This is a genomic window from Rhodobacter flavimaris, assembly GCF_021378075.1.
GTDB classification, from domain to species: Bacteria; Pseudomonadota; Alphaproteobacteria; order Rhodobacterales; family Rhodobacteraceae; genus Rhodobacter; species Rhodobacter flavimaris.
Genome location: NZ_JAJUOS010000008.1, coordinates 80,907 through 96,725, shown reverse-complemented (window position 1 = coordinate 96,725; position 15,819 = coordinate 80,907). Strand labels below are relative to the sequence as shown.

General features: G+C 64.6%; 15 protein-coding genes. 9 read left to right on the top strand and 6 right to left on the bottom strand.

Annotated features, from left to right (window positions below):
• The first annotated feature begins 25 nt into the window (after positions 1–25).
• Genes LZA78_RS11555 through LZA78_RS11515 form a run of 9 tightly spaced genes read left to right on the top strand, consistent with a single transcriptional unit; the run spans position 26 to position 8,462 of the window.
• Positions 26–1,111 carry a polyamine ABC transporter substrate-binding protein gene (locus tag LZA78_RS11555; protein ID WP_233677092.1) on the top strand — a complete coding sequence of 362 codons (1,086 nt, stop codon included), beginning with the start codon at positions 26–28 and terminating at the stop codon, positions 1,109–1,111.
• A 56-nt stretch (positions 1,112–1,167) separates the two neighbouring features.
• A complete protein-coding gene (locus tag LZA78_RS11550; RefSeq protein WP_233677091.1) occupies positions 1,168–2,307 on the top strand; it encodes an ABC transporter ATP-binding protein in 1,140 nt (379 codons plus the stop codon).
• Positions 2,304–3,212 carry an ABC transporter permease subunit gene (locus LZA78_RS11545; RefSeq protein ID WP_233677090.1) on the top strand — a complete coding sequence of 303 codons (909 nt, stop codon included), beginning with the start codon at positions 2,304–2,306 and terminating at the stop codon, positions 3,210–3,212. Before LZA78_RS11550 ends, LZA78_RS11545 begins: the two co-directional genes overlap by 4 nt.
• On the top strand, positions 3,212–4,015 hold the full coding sequence (locus tag LZA78_RS11540) for an ABC transporter permease subunit (protein ID WP_233677089.1): 804 nt from the start codon (positions 3,212–3,214) through the stop codon (positions 4,013–4,015). The genes LZA78_RS11545 and LZA78_RS11540 overlap by 1 nt, the downstream gene beginning before the upstream one ends.
• Before the next feature lie 43 nt (positions 4,016–4,058).
• On the top strand, positions 4,059–4,778 hold the full coding sequence (locus LZA78_RS11535) for a type 1 glutamine amidotransferase (protein ID WP_233677088.1): 720 nt from the start codon (positions 4,059–4,061) through the stop codon (positions 4,776–4,778).
• A gap of 30 nt (positions 4,779–4,808) precedes the next feature.
• The gene (locus LZA78_RS11530) at positions 4,809–5,462 is read left to right on the top strand and encodes a CerR family C-terminal domain-containing protein (protein ID WP_233677087.1); all 654 of its coding nucleotides are present in this window, start codon (positions 4,809–4,811) and stop codon (positions 5,460–5,462) included.
• Between the two features lie 2 nt (positions 5,463–5,464).
• Positions 5,465–6,412, top strand: coding sequence for an HlyD family secretion protein (locus LZA78_RS11525; protein WP_233677086.1), 948 nt, complete (start codon positions 5,465–5,467; stop codon positions 6,410–6,412).
• On the top strand, positions 6,409–7,329 hold the full coding sequence (locus LZA78_RS11520; protein ID WP_233677085.1) for an ABC transporter ATP-binding protein: 921 nt from the start codon (positions 6,409–6,411) through the stop codon (positions 7,327–7,329). Before LZA78_RS11525 ends, LZA78_RS11520 begins: the two co-directional genes overlap by 4 nt.
• Positions 7,326–8,462, top strand: a complete 1,137-nt coding sequence (locus LZA78_RS11515) for an ABC transporter permease (protein WP_233677084.1) — start codon at positions 7,326–7,328, stop codon at positions 8,460–8,462. The genes LZA78_RS11520 and LZA78_RS11515 overlap by 4 nt, the downstream gene beginning before the upstream one ends.
• Before the next feature lie 6 nt (positions 8,463–8,468).
• Here LZA78_RS11515 and LZA78_RS11510 read toward each other — a convergent pair whose 3' ends face one another.
• From LZA78_RS11510 to LZA78_RS11485, 6 genes are all read right to left on the bottom strand, one after another.
• Entirely contained in the window at positions 8,469–9,323 is an 855-nt protein-coding gene (locus LZA78_RS11510) for a universal stress protein (protein WP_233677083.1), read from the bottom strand.
• Between the two features lie 12 nt (positions 9,324–9,335).
• Positions 9,336–10,868 (bottom strand): SulP family inorganic anion transporter, encoded by a 1,533-nt coding sequence (locus LZA78_RS11505; RefSeq protein WP_233677082.1) that lies wholly within the window; start codon positions 10,866–10,868, stop codon positions 9,336–9,338.
• 134 nt (positions 10,869–11,002) lie between these two features.
• A complete protein-coding gene (gene xylA / locus LZA78_RS11500; RefSeq protein ID WP_233677081.1) occupies positions 11,003–12,304 on the bottom strand; it encodes a xylose isomerase in 1,302 nt (433 codons plus the stop codon).
• Entirely contained in the window at positions 12,301–13,737 is a 1,437-nt protein-coding gene (gene xylB, locus LZA78_RS11495; RefSeq protein ID WP_233677080.1) for a xylulokinase, read from the bottom strand. The genes xylA and xylB overlap by 4 nt, the downstream gene beginning before the upstream one ends.
• Positions 13,737–14,498 carry an ATP-binding cassette domain-containing protein gene (locus LZA78_RS11490; protein ID WP_233677079.1) on the bottom strand — a complete coding sequence of 254 codons (762 nt, stop codon included), beginning with the start codon at positions 14,496–14,498 and terminating at the stop codon, positions 13,737–13,739. The genes xylB and LZA78_RS11490 overlap by 1 nt, the downstream gene beginning before the upstream one ends.
• The gene (locus LZA78_RS11485; protein WP_233677078.1) at positions 14,495–15,790 is read right to left on the bottom strand and encodes a sugar ABC transporter permease; all 1,296 of its coding nucleotides are present in this window, start codon (positions 15,788–15,790) and stop codon (positions 14,495–14,497) included. The genes LZA78_RS11490 and LZA78_RS11485 overlap by 4 nt, the downstream gene beginning before the upstream one ends.
• Between the last annotated feature and the right edge of the window lie 29 nt (positions 15,791–15,819).

Here is a 15,819-nt window from a genome sequence, read left to right as displayed (position 1 = left end):
AGCGTTTTCACAGGGAGATCACGAAATGAAAAACCTCATGGCCGCTGGCGTGGCCATGCTTGCTTCGGCAGGCGTGGCGGCAGCAGAAGAAGCCGTTCTGAACATCTACAACTGGTCGGACTATATCGCGGAAGACACGATCGCGAATTTCGAGGCCGAGACCGGGATCAAGGTCAACTATGACGTCTTCGACAGCAACGAGGTCGTCGAGGCCAAGATGCTGACCGGCTCGACCAATTACGACATCGTCGTGCCCTCGCTCGAGTTCATGGCGCGTCAGGCACAGGCGGGCGTGTTTCAGGAAATCGACCGCGCGCAGATCGCCAATTACGGCAATCTCGATCCCAAGGTGCTGGAGATCATCGCCGCCAACGATCCGGGCAATGCCTATGGCGTGCCCTACATGATGTACACCGTCGGTCTGGGCTATAACCGCGACAAGGTGGCCGAGCGTCTTGGCTCGGAAGAGATCGACAGCTGGTCGGCGCTTTTCGACCCTGCGCAGGCAGAAAAGCTGCAAGATTGCGGGATCGCCCTGCTCGACTCGCCCTCCGAGATCACGGCGGCGGCGCTGAACTACCTTGGCCTCGATCCGACCTCGGAAAAAGCCGAAGACCTCGAGGCCGCGACCGAGCTGATGAAGGGCGTGCGCCCGTTCATCCGTTATTTCCACTCGTCGCAATACATCAACGATCTGGCGAATGGCGACATCTGCCTTGCCGTCGGTTACTCGGGCGACATCCTGCAAGCACGTGACCGCGCCGACGAAGCCGGGCAGGGCGTGCGCGTGGCCTACGAGATCCCGAAAGAGGGCGCTCTGGTGGGCTTCGACATGCTGGTGATCCCCTCGGATGCGCCGCATCCGGAGAACGCACACAAGTTCGTCGATTATTTCCTGCGCCCCGAGGTTTCGGCCGCGATCACCAACTACGTCTACTACGCCAACGCCAACCAGAAGGCGACCGAGCTGGTGGACGAGGCGGTCCGCAACGACCCCGGCATCTACCCGGCGCCCGAGGTCATGGCCAAGATGTACTCGGCCAAGCCGCACAGCCAGCGCTACGACCGTTCGCTGACCCGCGCCTGGACCTCGCTCAAGACCGGACAATGATCGGATCGGCCACCCCCGCCGTGGGGTGGCCTTTGCATTTCTGACAGGGAAAGAAAATGACCGAAGCAACCTCGGCCCGCGCGCTCAAGCCGTGGGAGGATCCGAATGCCAAGCCGTTCTTGCAGATCCGCAACGTCACCAAGAAGTTCGGCGCTTTCACGGCGGTGAACGATGTCTCGCTCGACATCTACCAGGGCGAGTTGTTCTGCCTTCTGGGCGGGTCGGGCTGCGGCAAGTCCACGCTGCTGCGGATGCTGGCGGGGTTCGAGATGCCGACCTCGGGCCAGATCCTGATCGACGGCGAGGATATGTCGGGCGTGCCGCCGCACAAGCGCGACACCAACATGATGTTCCAGTCCTATGCGCTCTTCCCGCATATGAGCGTCGAGAAGAACATCGCCTATGGCCTCAAGCGTGACGGCGTGCCGCGCGCCGAGATCGCGACCCGAGTGACCGAGATGCTCTCGCTCGTGCAGCTTGACGGGCTGGCCGCGCGCAAGCCGCACCAGCTTTCGGGCGGTCAACGTCAGCGCGTGGCGCTGGCGCGCTCACTGATCAAGCGCCCGAAGCTCTTGATGCTCGACGAGCCGCTCGGTGCGCTCGACAAGAAGCTGCGCGAGGAAACGCAGCGCGAGCTGATCAAGATTCAGGAAACGCTCGGCGTGACCTTCGTCGTGGTGACCCATGACCAGGAAGAGGCGATGACCCTGTCATCGCGCCTGGGTGTGATGACCGCCGGGCAGATCGTGCAGATCGGCACGCCGCATGACGTCTATGAATATCCCAACACGCGCTTTGTCGCGGATTTCATCGGCTCGGTGAATATCTTCGAGGGCAAGATCGCCGAGGATGCCGACGATCATGTGGTGATCCACTCGGGCGACACCGACAGCGATATCCTTGTTTCGCACGGGATCAGCGGCGTCAAAGGCCAGTCGGTCGCCGTGGCGCTGCGCCCCGAGAAGATCGCGATCGAACGCGCCCTGCCCGAGAGCCTGGCCAACCGGCTAGCGGCCACGGTGGATGACGTGTCCTACATGGGCAACCTGTCTGTTTTCCACGTCACCCTGCCGACCGGCAAGCAGGTCAAGGTCAGCCAGACGAACCGCCGCCGCTCGGATGACGATGCGATCCGCGCGGGCGAGGCGGTGCAGATCGGATGGGACGGCGCGGCAAGCGTCGTGGTGACGGCATGACACCGCGCGCGTTGCTGGAATGGGTCGGCGCGAAGGGGCGGGCCTTCGTGGTCGCGGCGCCCTTGGCGTGGCTTACGCTGTTCTTTCTGCTGCCCTTCGTGGTGCTGGCCAAGATCTCACTGTCGGAATCGGCCATCGCGCGCCCGCCCTATCTGCCGATCTGGGAATGGGCCGAGGGCGTGCTGAACGTCTCGCTTAACTTCGGCAATTACCTCTTCCTGGCCGAAGACCCGCTTTACCTGATGGCCTATCTCGGCTCGCTCAAGATCGCGGCGGCCGCGACGGTGATCACGCTTCTGATCGGTTACCCGATGGCCTATGTCATCGCGCGCGCGCCGCAGCATCGCCGGAATATCCTGCTGATGCTGGTCGTGCTGCCGTTCTGGACCTCGTTCCTGCTGCGCGTCTATGCGTGGATCGGCATTCTCAAGGGCAATGGCGTGATCAACAACGTGCTGATGTCGATGGGCGTGATCGACGAGCCGCTGGTGCTGCTGCAAACCGATTTCGCGGTCTATCTGGGCATCGTCTACAGCTACCTGCCCTTCATGATCCTGCCGCTTTACGCCACGCTGGTGAAGCTGGATGAGGCGCTCTTGGAGGCCTCGGCCGATCTGGGTGCGCGGCCCTTCGTGACCTTCCTCAATGTGACGCTGCCCTTGTCGGTGCCGGGGATCATCGCGGGTTCGCTTCTGGTCTTCATCCCGGCGGTGGGCGAGTTCGTCATCCCCGCGCTGCTTGGCGGACCTGACACGCTGATGATCGGCTCGGTGCTGTGGAACGAGTTCTTCTCGAACCGTGACTGGCCGGTGGCCTCGGCTGTGGCGATTGTCATGCTGGTGGTGCTGGTGATGCCGATCGCGATCTTGCAACGCACCCAGTCGGGCAAAGAGGAGGCAAACTGATGCGTCGCTCATTCAGCCTTCGCATGACGGCCTTCCTGGGGTTCGTCTTCCTCTACGCGCCGATCCTGTCGCTGATCATCTTCAGCTTCAACGCATCCAAGCTGGTGACGGTCTGGGGCGGCTTCTCGACCAAGTGGTATGCCGCGCTGCTACAAGATCAGCAGATCCTCGACGCCGCCTGGGTCAGCCTCAAGGTAGCGCTGATGTCGGCCACCATTGCGACGGTGATCGGCACGCTGGCCTCCTACGCGCTGGCCCGGTTCGGCCGTTTCCCGGCGCGCATGATGTTGAGCGGGGCGGTGACTGCGCCGCTGGTGATGCCCGAGGTGATCATCGGCCTGTCGCTGCTGCTGCTGTTTGTGGCGCTGGAATCGCTGGTCGGCTGGCCCGCCGGGCGTGGGGTGGACACCATCGTGATTGCCCATGCCACCTTTGGCGCGGCCTATGCGACCGTGGTGCTCGGCTCGCGGATGGGTTCGCTCGACCGTTCGATCGAGGAAGCCGCGCAGGATCTGGGCGCGCGCCCGATCCGGGTCTTCTTCGACGTGACGCTGCCCGCACTGGCGCCCGCGCTGATTTCGGCTTGGCTTCTGGTCTTCACGATCAGCCTTGATGACCTTGTCGTGGCCAGCTTCGTGACGGGGCCGGGGGCGTCGACCCTGCCGATGGTGATCTTCTCGAAAGTGCGTCTTGGGGTCAGCCCCGAGGTGAACGCGCTGGCGACGCTGATCATCGTGTCGATCTCGGCGGTGATCCTGGTCGCCGCCTGGCAGATGCAGAAAAGCGAAGCCCAATCGCATTGACCTGACCGGAGCGGGCAGCCGCTCCGGCCCATTCGGAGACATCATGAAGATCGGTATTCTACAGACCGGCCGCTCGCCCGATGAGCTGCGCGAGCAGTTCGGCGATTATGACAGCTTCTTTCACCGCCTTCTGGCGGGGCACGGGTTTGAGTTTCAAACCTGGCCCGTGCTTGACGGCGTGCTGCCGAGCGACCCTGACGAGGCCGACGGCTGGCTGATCACCGGTTCGCGCTTTGGCGTCTATGAAGACCACGACTGGATTGCACCGCTTGAGGCCTTCATCCGCTATTGCTTCGTCAAGGCGGTGCCGATGGTTGGCATCTGTTTCGGCCACCAGATCATTGCGCAGGCGATGGGCGGCCGGGTCGAGAAGTTCGACGGTGGCTGGGCGGTGGGTGCCGTGGATTACGCGACCGAGGAGGGCGCGTGCGACAGCCTGCTCGCCTGGCATCAAGATCAGGTGACGGTGAAGCCCCGCGCCGCGCGGGTCATCGCTTCGAATGCCTTTTGCGAGAACGCGGCGCTGGCCTATGGCGATCAGGCGCTGACCTTCCAGCCGCATCCCGAATTCACCCCCGAGTTCACCCGCGCCCTGATCGAGGCGCGGCGTGCGATCCTGCCCGCCGATGTCGCGGATCGGGCGCTGAACGGTCTGGGCGGGGTGCTTTCCTCGGACCAATACGCGCAGACGATTGCCGAGTTCTTCCTGCGGAGCCGGGCGCAGGCCTGTGGCACAATGTCCGAAACACAGGGCGTCGCTTGATTTAATCAATCGTTTGATTATGATTGGGGCATGACAGATCATGGCCAATCAACCCCTCGCCCCGATGGCACCGCGCTCGCCCTGATCGAGGCGGGCGTGGCCCTGTTTGGCCGTCAGGGCTTCGCCGCGACCTCAACGCGCGAGATCGCTGCAAAGGCGGGCGCCAATGTCGCCTCCATCGCCTATTACTTCGGTGGCAAGAACGGCCTGCGCGAGGCCTGCGCGCGCGAATTCGTTTACCGCGTTGGTGGCGTCGTGGCCGATCAGCCCGAACTGCCCGATCTCACCGCACAGCAGGCAGCCGAGGTATTGCGCCACACGATCCGCAAGATGGTGGGGTTCATTCTGGGCAGCGATAAGGTGCGCGATCTGGTGGCCTTCGCGCTGCGCGAGATCACCGAGGAAACCGAGGCCGCCGACATCATCTACCGCGACCTGATCATGCCGACCCATGCGCGGATCTGCGCGCTTTGGGGTCTGGCCAGCGGCCACCCCGCCGAATCCGAGGCAGTGCGCCTGCGCGTATTCAGCTTCATCGGGCAGGTGCTCTATTTCCGCCTCGCAGGCCCTGTCGTCACGCGCCGCTTGGGCTGGACGGGATATGGCCCCGAGGCCGCCGACAAGGTCGCCGATGTAATCGTCGGGAATTTCAACGCCATGCTGCGCGAAACCGAAGGGAATTGACGATGGACATTTGCTCGGTCCCGATCCTCTCCGCCCTGATCGGCGCTTGTGTGGCGACCAGCCCGCTTGGCACCGGTTATGTCGAGGGCGATCACGTCCTGCTGGCGCCGCTTGCAACGGCGCAGGTTGAAAGCCTTGCGGTGGCGCGGGGCCAGCGTTTCGAACTGGGCGATGTGCTGGCCCGGCAAGAGCGGCGCGATGCCGAACTGAGTGTGGCGCAGGCCGCGGCCGCGCTGGCCCAGGCCGAAAGCCAGCTTCGCAACCTTCGCGAAGGCCGCCGCCCCGAAGAGATCCAGGTGATCGAGGCCTCGCTGGCCTCGGCCACGGCGCAACTTGCCGAATATGAACGCCAGCTTGCGCGGCTCAGCACGCTTGAGGCGCGCGGCGCGGCCAGCGAGGCGCAGCGCGAGGATGCGGAAACGGCGGTTTCGGTCGCCCGCGCCAGCGTCGCGCAGATCGAGGCGAACCTGGCCGTCGCCCGCCTGCCCGCCCGCCCCGAGGAAATCGCCGCCGCCGAGGCCGCCGTGCAGGCCGCAAGCGCCGATCTCGACAAGGCGCGCTGGACGCTGGCCAAGCGAGACCTGACCGCCCCGGCTGCGGGCGTGGTCTCGGATATCCTGCGGATGCCGGGCGAGATGGCCGGCCCCTCGGCGCCGGTTTTCTCGCTGCTGCCCGACGGTGCGATCAAGCTGCGCCTCTATATCCCCGAGGGCGAGATCGCCGCGCTTTCGACCGGCACGCGGCTCTCGGTGCATTGCGATGGCTGCGCCGAGGGGTTGCACGCCCGCATCAGCTATATCGCCGACGGCCCCGAGTTCACCCCGCCGGTGATCTACTCGCTGCAAAACCGCCAGAAGCTGGTTTACCTGGTCGAGGCCCTGCCCGAGGGTGAGGCTAGCCTTAAGCCCGGGCAGATCGTCGATGTCTCGCTCGCCGAGGCCGCAAAATGACCGCCGAGCCCGCCATTGCCGTGACCGGTCTGGTCAAGCGCTTTGGCGAGCGCACCGTGGTCGATCACGTTTCGATGAATGTCGCGCGGGGCGAGATCGTGGGCTTCCTTGGGCCGAACGGTTCAGGCAAGACGACAACGATCCGCATGATGTGCGGCCTGCTGACGCCCGACGAGGGTGAGGGCCGCGTGCTGGGCCATGACATCCTGCACGATCAGCGCGCCATCAAGCGCGAGGTCGGCTACATGACGCAGAAGTTCAGCTTCTACGAAGACCTGACCATCGAAGAGAACCTGCAATTCGTCGCGGGCGTGTTCGATCTGCCGCGCGGGGCGGTGGCCTCGACCCTGGCCGATCTGGGCCTGACCAGCCGCAAGGGGCAGCTGGCCGGGTCGCTCTCGGGCGGGTGGAAGCAGCGGCTGGCGCTGGCGGCCTGCATCATGCATCGCCCCAAACTGCTGATGCTGGACGAACCCACCGCCGGGGTCGATCCGAAAGCCCGGCGCGAGTTCTGGGACGAGATCCACCAGCGCGCCGCCGAGGGGCTGACCGTCCTTGTCTCGACCCATTACATGGATGAGGCCGAGCGCTGCCATCGCATCAACTACATCTCCTATGGCAAGCTGATCAGCCAGGGCACCGTGGCCGAGGTGGTGCGCGACGCGGGTCTGACCACGATGGTGCTGGAAGGCCCCCGCATCGCCGAGGCACAGCGCATGTTGCGCACCATGCACGGCGTCGAGCAGGTCGCGCCCTATGGCAACAGCCTGCATGTCATCGGCCGCGATGGCCCCGCCGTGCGCAAGGCCGCCCATGCCGCCGCCGAGGCCACCCACTCGAAACTGCTCGAGGCCGAGACGAGCCTTGAGGATGTCTTCATCCAGCTGATGGGTGCATCGCAGGATAACATGCAATGAGCGCGTTCTTCTCCTGGCAGCGGCTGCGCACGATCATCCGCAAGGAATCGATCCAGATGCGGCGCGACCGGATCACCTTCGCGATGATGCTGGGCGTGCCGCTGATGCAGCTGATGCTGTTCGGCTTTGCCATCAACAATGACCCCAAGGATCTGCCAGCCGCGCTCGTCGTGCCGGTGCAGGACCGCTACAGCCGCGCGATGGTCACGGCGCTGGAGCTGACGGGCTATTATCGCTTCACCCACCCCGCCGCCACCGCCGCCGAGGCCGAGGCGCTGATCGCGGCGGGCGAAGTCAGCTTTGTCGTCACCATGCCCGCGGATTTCGGTCGCCGGTTTGAGCGCGGCGAGCATCCGCAGATCCTGATCGAGGCCGATGCCACCGACCCCGCCGTGGCCTCGGGCGCCATCAACACGATCGGCACCGTTGCCAATGAGGCCCTTCTGCGCGAGGCACGCACCGAGGCCGCCAGCGCCGAGAACCAGGCCACCAAGGTCGATGTGGTCATCCATCGCCGCTACAACCCCGAGGGGCTGACGCAATACAATATCGTGCCCGGCCTTCTGGGCGTGATCTTGCAGATGACCATGGTGATGATGACCGCCATGGCCCTCACGCGCGAGACCGAGCGCGGCACGATGGAGAACCTGCTTTCGATGCCGGTCACGCCGATCGAGATCATGTTGGGCAAGGTGCTGCCCTTCTTCGTGGTGGGCGCAGTGCAGGTGGTGGTCGTTCTGGTCGCCGCGCGCGTCATCTTCGGCGTGCCCTTCGCGGGCAGCATCTGGCTGCTTCTGCTCGGCGTCTTCGTCTTCGTGATGGCGCTGGTGGTGTTGGGCTACGTGTTCTCGACGCTTGCGCGCACGCAGATGCAGGCGATGCAGCTGACGTTCTTCTACTTCCTGCCGTCGATCCTGCTGTCGGGCTTCATGTTCCCCTTCAGCGGGATGCCCACCTGGGCGCGCTGGATCGGTGAGACCCTGCCGCTGACGCATTTCCTGCGGCTGATCCGGGGCGTGATGCTGAAAGGCGCCGATCTGGCGGCCATCGCTTCGCCACTGTTGGCGCTGGCGGGTTTCGCCATCGCCTTCACGCTGCTCGCGCTCAGCCGGTTCCGCCAGACGCTGGACTGACCCGCCTTAGCGGATCATCAGCACCGGCACCTTGCACGAGCGCACCATCGCCGTCGAAGTCGAGCCGATGATCAGGTTGCGGATGCGCGAATGGCCATAGGCGCCCATCACCAGCATGTCGAAGCCCTCGTCATCGACCAGCTTGCCAAGCGCGGTCTCGGGCTGGCCGGGCTGAACGCGGGTCTGTGCCTCGATCCCCGCCGCGCGCAGCAGCGCGGCTGCATTGGCCAGACCCTTCTCGACCGCGGGCGTGGCGCTGCCCACGGTGACGACGGTCACATCCAGCCCCGCACAAAGCGGCGAGCGCGCCAGATGATCGACCGCCTTCATCGCCGATGTGCCGCCGTCATAGGCCACCAGCACCTTCTGGATCGGCTTGAACGCGCGCGAGGCCACCAGCACCGGCCGCGACGCGGTGCGCACGATCCGCTCCATGTTCGAGCCCAGATGGTCGATGGCGAAATCCGCCGCCTCGCCGCGCTTGCCGATCAGGATCAGGCGGGCGTCGCCCTCGCGCTCGGTCAGCGATTCGATCAGGTCGCCATTGCGCAGCTGGATCGAGACATCCTCGACCCCGGCATGGCGCACCATCTCTTGCGCATCCTCAAGAATGGCGCGCCCGCGATGTGCGACCAGCTTGGCGCGCTGCTCATCGAGCGAGGCGAGTTCCGACATCAGCGCCGAGCGCGCTCCCAGCTTGATCTGCCCCGACAAGTCGGCGCTTTGCGGCGCATCGCGGCGGCCCAGAACGTGCAGGATCTCGACCCCGCAGCCCAGGCGCTCGGCCGCCCAGGCGGCGTGCTCGCAGACGCTGGCCGAATAGATCGAGCCGTCCACGAAAGCGATGATCTTGTCCGTCATGGGGGCTGCTCCTTAATGCGCCATAAGCTTGTCGGCCGCGCCGGGTTTATCGTGAATCGCCAGCTTGTCCAGAATGGTTTCCGAGGCCTCGTTCAGCCCCGTCACCTCTACTTCGGCACCATCGCGGCGGAATTTCAAGACCGCCATATCAAGCGCCTGCACCGACGAGATATCCCAGATATGCGCCCGGCTGACGTCGATGGTCACGCGCTCCAGCGCCTCGCGGAAATCGAAGGCGCGCATGAACTCCTCGACCGAGGCGTAGAACATCTGGCCCTCGACGTGATAGGTGCGGTGGCGTCCGTCGGGCGTGACGCTTGAGGTCACGCGGAAAAGCTGCGCGATCTTGGCGGCAAAGAAGATCCCCGACAAAAGCACGCCCACCAGCACGCCGATCCCAAGGTTATGCGTCCAGACCACGGTGACCACCGTGGCCAGCATCACCACCGACGAGCTGCGCGGATGGGTTCTAAGCTGCCCGATTGACGACCATGAGAAGGTGCCGACCGAGACCATGATCATGATCGCCACCAGCGCGGGCATCGGGATCTGGCTGACCCATTCGCCAAGCACCACGCAGAAGACCAAGAGCATGACGCCCGCGGTAAAGTTCGAAAGCCGCCCGCGCCCGCCCGATTTCACGTTGATCATCGACTGGCCGATCATCGCACAGCCCGCCATACCGCCGATGAAGCCGGTGCCGAAATTGGCAAGGCCCTGGCCGATGCACTCCATGTTCCGGTCCGAGGGCGTGTCCGTCAGATCGTCCACAAGGTTCTGCGTCATCAGGCTTTCGAGAAGGCCCACGACCGCGACGGCGACCGAATAGGGGAAAATGATCCGCAGGGTTTCAAAGTTCAGCGGCACATCGGGCAGCAGGAACATCGGCAGCGTGTCGGGCAGCGCGCCCATGTCGCCCACGGTGCGTACGTCCCAGCCAAAGGCAATCGCGCAGATCGTCAGCACGACGATGGCCACCAGAGGCGAGGGCACCGCCCGCGTCAGGCGCGGGAAGAGGTATATGATCGCAAGCGCCGCCACGACGAGCGGATAGGTCAGGACGGGGACGTTGCGCGGGTCCAGCTCGGGCAATTGCGCCATGAAGATCAAGATGGCGAGCGCGTTCACGAACCCCGTCATCACCGATTTCGAGACGTATTTCATCACGAAGCCAAGCCGCAGCAGCCCCGCGCCGACCTGAAGCACGCCGGTCAGGATCGTCGCGGCCAGCAGGAATTCCAGACCGTGATCGCGCACCAGCGTGACCATCAGCACCGCCGTCGCCGCCGTCGCCGCCGAGATCATCCCGGGCCGCCCGCCGGTGATCGCGGTGATCACGGCGATCGAGAAGCTTGCGTAAAGGCCCACTTTCGGGTCAACGCCCGCGATGATGGAAAAGGCGATGGCCTCGGGGATCAGTGCCAGCGCCACGACAAGGCCCGAAAGCACGTCGGCGCGGATGTTCGAGGTCCATTGGCGGCGGTAGGTGTCGATGGAAAAGCCCAAATTCTGTCCCTTGCCGTTCCCCGGGGAAACGGTCTGCATCTCTGTCCTGTCTGGTTGACCGGCCGGGGGAGGAGTGGCCGGAGGTTCGCGCCCCGCTTACCCTTTGGGGCGCCAAAAGCCAAGCCAGCAAGCAAAAAGGGCCGGAAAGCCGGCCCTTCTGGTTCTTTGGTGCCTCAGACGAAGCGGTTCCAAAGGTTCTCAAGCCGCTCCTGCCGACCCGAGCGGGGCTGCGGGTTGATCCCTTGGGCGCGCACCCGAGCCTCGATGCTGGCCAGATCCGAACTCAGCAGCGTGCGGTTTTCCGGCGCGTCCCACCCGGCGTAACGCGCCTGACGGTTTGCCTCGAGCCCGCCATCGGCCAGCAGCGCCGCTGCGGCCTTCAATGCCCGCGCGCAGACATCCATCGCCCCGACATGCGCCAAGATCAGATCCTCGGGGTCGAGCGACTGGCGGCGGATCTTGGCGTCGAAATTGGTGCCGCCGGTGGTGTATCCGCCCGCCCGCAGGATCTCGTAATAGGCGCGGGCCATCTCGGGCACCGAATCCGGGAACTGGTCGGTATCCCAACCCGACTGGTAATCGTTGCGGTTCATGTCGATGGAGCCGAAGATGCCAAGGCTCGCCGCCAGCGCGATCTCATGCTCGAAGCTGTGACCGGCAAGGATGGCGTGGCCCTGCTCGATATTCACCTTCACCTCGTTCTCAAGGCCAAAGCGCTTGAGGAAGCCGTAAACGGTCGCGACGTCATAATCGTATTGGTGTTTTGAGGGCTCCTGCGGCTTCGGCTCGATCAGGATCGCGCCCTTGAAGCCGATCTTGTGCTTGTAATCGACGACCATGCTCAGGAAGCGGCCCATCTGCTCGCTTTCGCGCGTCAGATCGGTGTTGAGCAGCGTCTCATAGCCCTCACGCCCGCCCCACAGGACGTAGTTTTCCCCGCCAAGGCGCTGCGTCGCGTCCATGCAGGTTTTCACGGTCGCCGCCGACCAGGCGAAAACCTCGGGGTCGGGGTTCGTGGCGGCGCCCGACATGAAACGGCGGTTCGAGAAGAGGTTGGCCGTGCCCCAGAGCAGGCGGGTTTTCGAGCCCTCCATCTTGGTGCCGATGTAATCGACGATTTCCTCGAGGTTGCGGGTGTTCTCGGCGAAATCCGCACCTTCGGGGCGAACGTCGGCGTCGTGGAAGCAAAAGAAGGGCGCTTGCAGGATGTCGAACATCTCAAACGCCACATCGGCCTTCATCTTGGCCAGCGCGATCGAGTCGCCAAACCAGGGCCGCTCGAAGGTCTGACCGCCGAAGGGGTCGCCGCCCGGCCAGGCAAAGCTGTGCCAGTAGGCCACGGCAAAGCGCAGGTGATCCTCCATGCGCTTGCCCGCGAGCATCTCGTCGGGGTTGTAGTGGCGGAAGGCGAATTCATTGTCGCTTTCAGCGCCCTCGAAGCGGATCTGGGGGATGCCCTTGAAGAAGTCAGTCATGTCAGTCCTCGGATTGCGGCTGCTGCCCGGCGATAGCGGGCGTGGCCTTCGTCAAATGCGTCGCTGAGGGCCAAAACAGGCTCTATTACAGCGGAAATAGTGGGTTGTGTGGCGATCTCGGCGCCCGCGCCGGTGGCGGCCATCAGGGCAAGGCGCGCGGCCCCAAAGGCACCGCCGAAGTCGCCCGCGACGGGCAGGCTGACCGGCGTGCCAAGCGCGGTCGCGATGGCCTGGCACCAGTAGCGCGAGCGCGACCCGCCCCCGACAGCCAGCAGGCTTTCGATCTTGGTGCCAGTTGCGGCCAGCGCGTCGCGACAGTCGCGGATGGCGAAGGTCACCCCCTCCAGCACGGCGCGGGTGGCGGCGGTGCGGTCGGTTGCGTGCTCAAGCCCAATGAAAGCGCCGCGGATGGCGGCATCGTTCAGCGGTGTGCGCTCTCCGCCCAGATAGGGCAGGAACAGGGTCTTTTCAGGCGCAATCAGCCCGCCCAGATCGGCGGTCAGGTCCGAGGCGGCACTGCCCGCCAGCCGCGCGAACCAGTTGAGCGCGTCGGTCGCCGCGAGGATCACCCCCATCTGGTGCCAGGTGCCCGGCAGGGCGTGGCAGAAGGTATGCACCGCCGTCGCCGGATCGGGCTGATAGCCGTCATTGGCGGCAAAGAGCACGCCCGAAGTGCCAAGGCTGACAAAGGCCTGACCGGCCTTGACCACGCCCACCCCGATGCCCGAGGCGGCATTATCCCCGCCACCCCCGGCGACAACGACGCCCTTGGGGATCCCGAAACGCTCGGCCAGTTCGGGGCGCAGGATGCCTGACACCTCGGATCCCTCGACCAGTCGGGGCATCTGCGCACGGGTCATGCCGGTCTTGGCCAGAAGAGCGTCGGACCAGTCGCGGCGGCCGGTGTCGAACCAGCTGGTTCCAGCGGCGTCCGACATTTCGGCGACATGTTCGCCCGTCAGCCAGAGCCGCAGGTAATCCTTTGGCAGCAGCACACGCGCGACTTGCGCGAAAATCGCGGGCTCATGCCGCGCGACCCAGACGAGCTTCGGCGCCGTGAAGCCGGGAAATACGATATTGCCGGTGATCGCGCGGAAATCGGGGTCTTCGTCGAGCACGCGCGCCTCGGCATGGGCGCGCGTGTCGTTCCACAGGATGCAGGGGCGTAGCACGTCGTCCGCCGCATCCAGCAGCGTCGCGCCATGCATCTGCCCTGACAGACCGATCCCGCGCAGCGCACCAAGACCGTGCCGGGCAAGCTTGCCCAGAACCGACTCGGCGGCACCAATCCAGTCGCTTGGCATCTGCTCGGACCAGCCATCATGCGGACGTTTGACGCTTAGTGGGGCCGATGCCTCGGCCACCACGTTCTGCGCATCGTCGATCAGGATGCTCTTCAGCCCCGATGTGCCCAGATCGAGACCGAGATACATCAGCTGGCCACCCCTTCGGGCTTCTTGCCAAGGATGATCATGCCGAGGATGTCCTCGTCGGTGACCTCGTTGACATTGACCGTGCCGACAAGCTGGCCGTTCTTCATCACCGAGGCGCGGTCGCAGAGCTTCATGACGTTGTGAATGTCATGCTCGATCAGGAAGATGCCGAGGCCCTGGGCCTTCAGCTCCTGAATCAGTTCGGCCACCATCTGGGTTTCGTGGGGGCCAAGGGCGGCGGTCGGCTCGTCCATGATCAGGATCTTGGCGTTGAAATAGACCGCCCGCGCGATGGCCACAGACTGCCGCTGACCGCCCGAAAGCGCCTTCACCGGCTCTTTGAACTTGCGGAAGTTCGGGTTCAGGCGGCCCATGATCTTGCGGGTCTCGGCCTCCATCTGGGCGTCATCGACAAAGCCCATGGGCGTGACCAGCTCTCGCCCCAGAAAGAGGTTCGACGCCGCATCGAGGTTATCGGCCAGCGCCAGCGTCTGGTAGATCGTCTCGATATTGTATTTGCGGGCATCGCGCGGGTTGTGGATCTCGGCCTTCTCGCCATTGATCCGAATCTCGCCCGCATCCATCTGATAGGCGCCCGAAAGGCACTTGATCAGGGTCGATTTGCCCGCGCCGTTGTGGCCAAGCAGGCCCACGACCTCACCGGGGTAAAGATCGACGGTGACGTGATCGACTGCCTTGATGCCGCCGAATGCGATCGAGATGTCACGCAGCTCGACCAGAGGGGTTCCACGAGTGCTCATACCTTTTCCCCCGTGCGCTTGCGATATTGAATGTCGATCCAGACGGCGAAGACGAGAACCGCGCCGACGATGATGTTCTGGAAGGGCGCGTCCACGCCGACCATCGCCATGCCCGATTGCAGGCTTTGCATGATGATCGCGCCAAGGACCGCGCCGTAGATCGTGCCGATCCCGCCCGCCAGCGCCGTGCCGCCGATGACGGCCGCCGCGATCACGCGCAGCTCATCGAGCGTGCCGATGTCATTGGCGTGGTTGGCAAGACGCGCCTGTGCGACCACAGCGGACAGCCCGCACAGGAAACCCATGAGCGCGAAGATCTTGACGGTCAGCAGGCGGGTGTTGATGCCCGAAAGCTCGGCCGCGTCGGGGTTGCCGCCAGCGGCGAAGATGTAGCGCCCAAGCCGGGTGCGCCGGGCCAGAACGGTCATCGACACCGCGACGATCACCAGGATCAGCACCGAGATCGGCATGCCATAGGAGGCGGTGAAGCCCTCGGGCATCACCTCGCCACGCTCGGCGAACATGCGCTTGAGGCGGCCGATCGGCATTTCATAGGCGTTGTAGATCGCGGTCAGGCCCAGAATGGCCGCAACGGCGATGCCCATCATGGTGACCTCGGCCCAGATCGGCTTGACCGGGAATTCGTGCTGGATGCGGGCCGCGCGGGCGCGCCAGATCGCCCAGACCGCCGCGACCGCGAACACCACGCCCAAAGCCCAGGACAGCATCGTGCCAAGCGTGCCCTCGATGCCGCCAAACAGCATGAAATGCTGGTCGAGCGGCCCGAGCGTCTGGCCGTCGGAAAGATACCAGCCGAAGTTGCGCCAGATCAGCAGGCCGCCAAGCGTGACGATGAAAGCGGGGATGCGCTGATAGCCGATAAGCCAGCCGTTCAGCGCGCCGATCAGCGTCCCGGTCAGAAGCCCGCCGATGATGGTCAGCGGCGCGACCAGCGGGTGACCGATGCCAAGCCCCAGCGTCTGCGGCAAAAGCCAGACCTGCAACACGCCCATCACCGCCGAACACATCGCCAGCACCGCGCCGACCGAGAGGTCGATGTGTCGGGTGACGATAACGAAAACCATCCCCGTTGCCATGATCGCAACCGAGACTGTCTGGATCGACAGGTTGAAGATATTGCGCGCGGTCAGGAAGCGGCCATCGGTGATGACGTTGAACACCACACAGATCAGCACGAAGGCGCCGATCATGCCAAGCAGACGGGTATCAAGCTCGAGCGCTTTGAAGAATGACGTTTTCTTAACGCCAGAGGGCGTTGCAGCATCGGTCATGGATTTGTTCCGTGGAAAGGGCCGCGTCA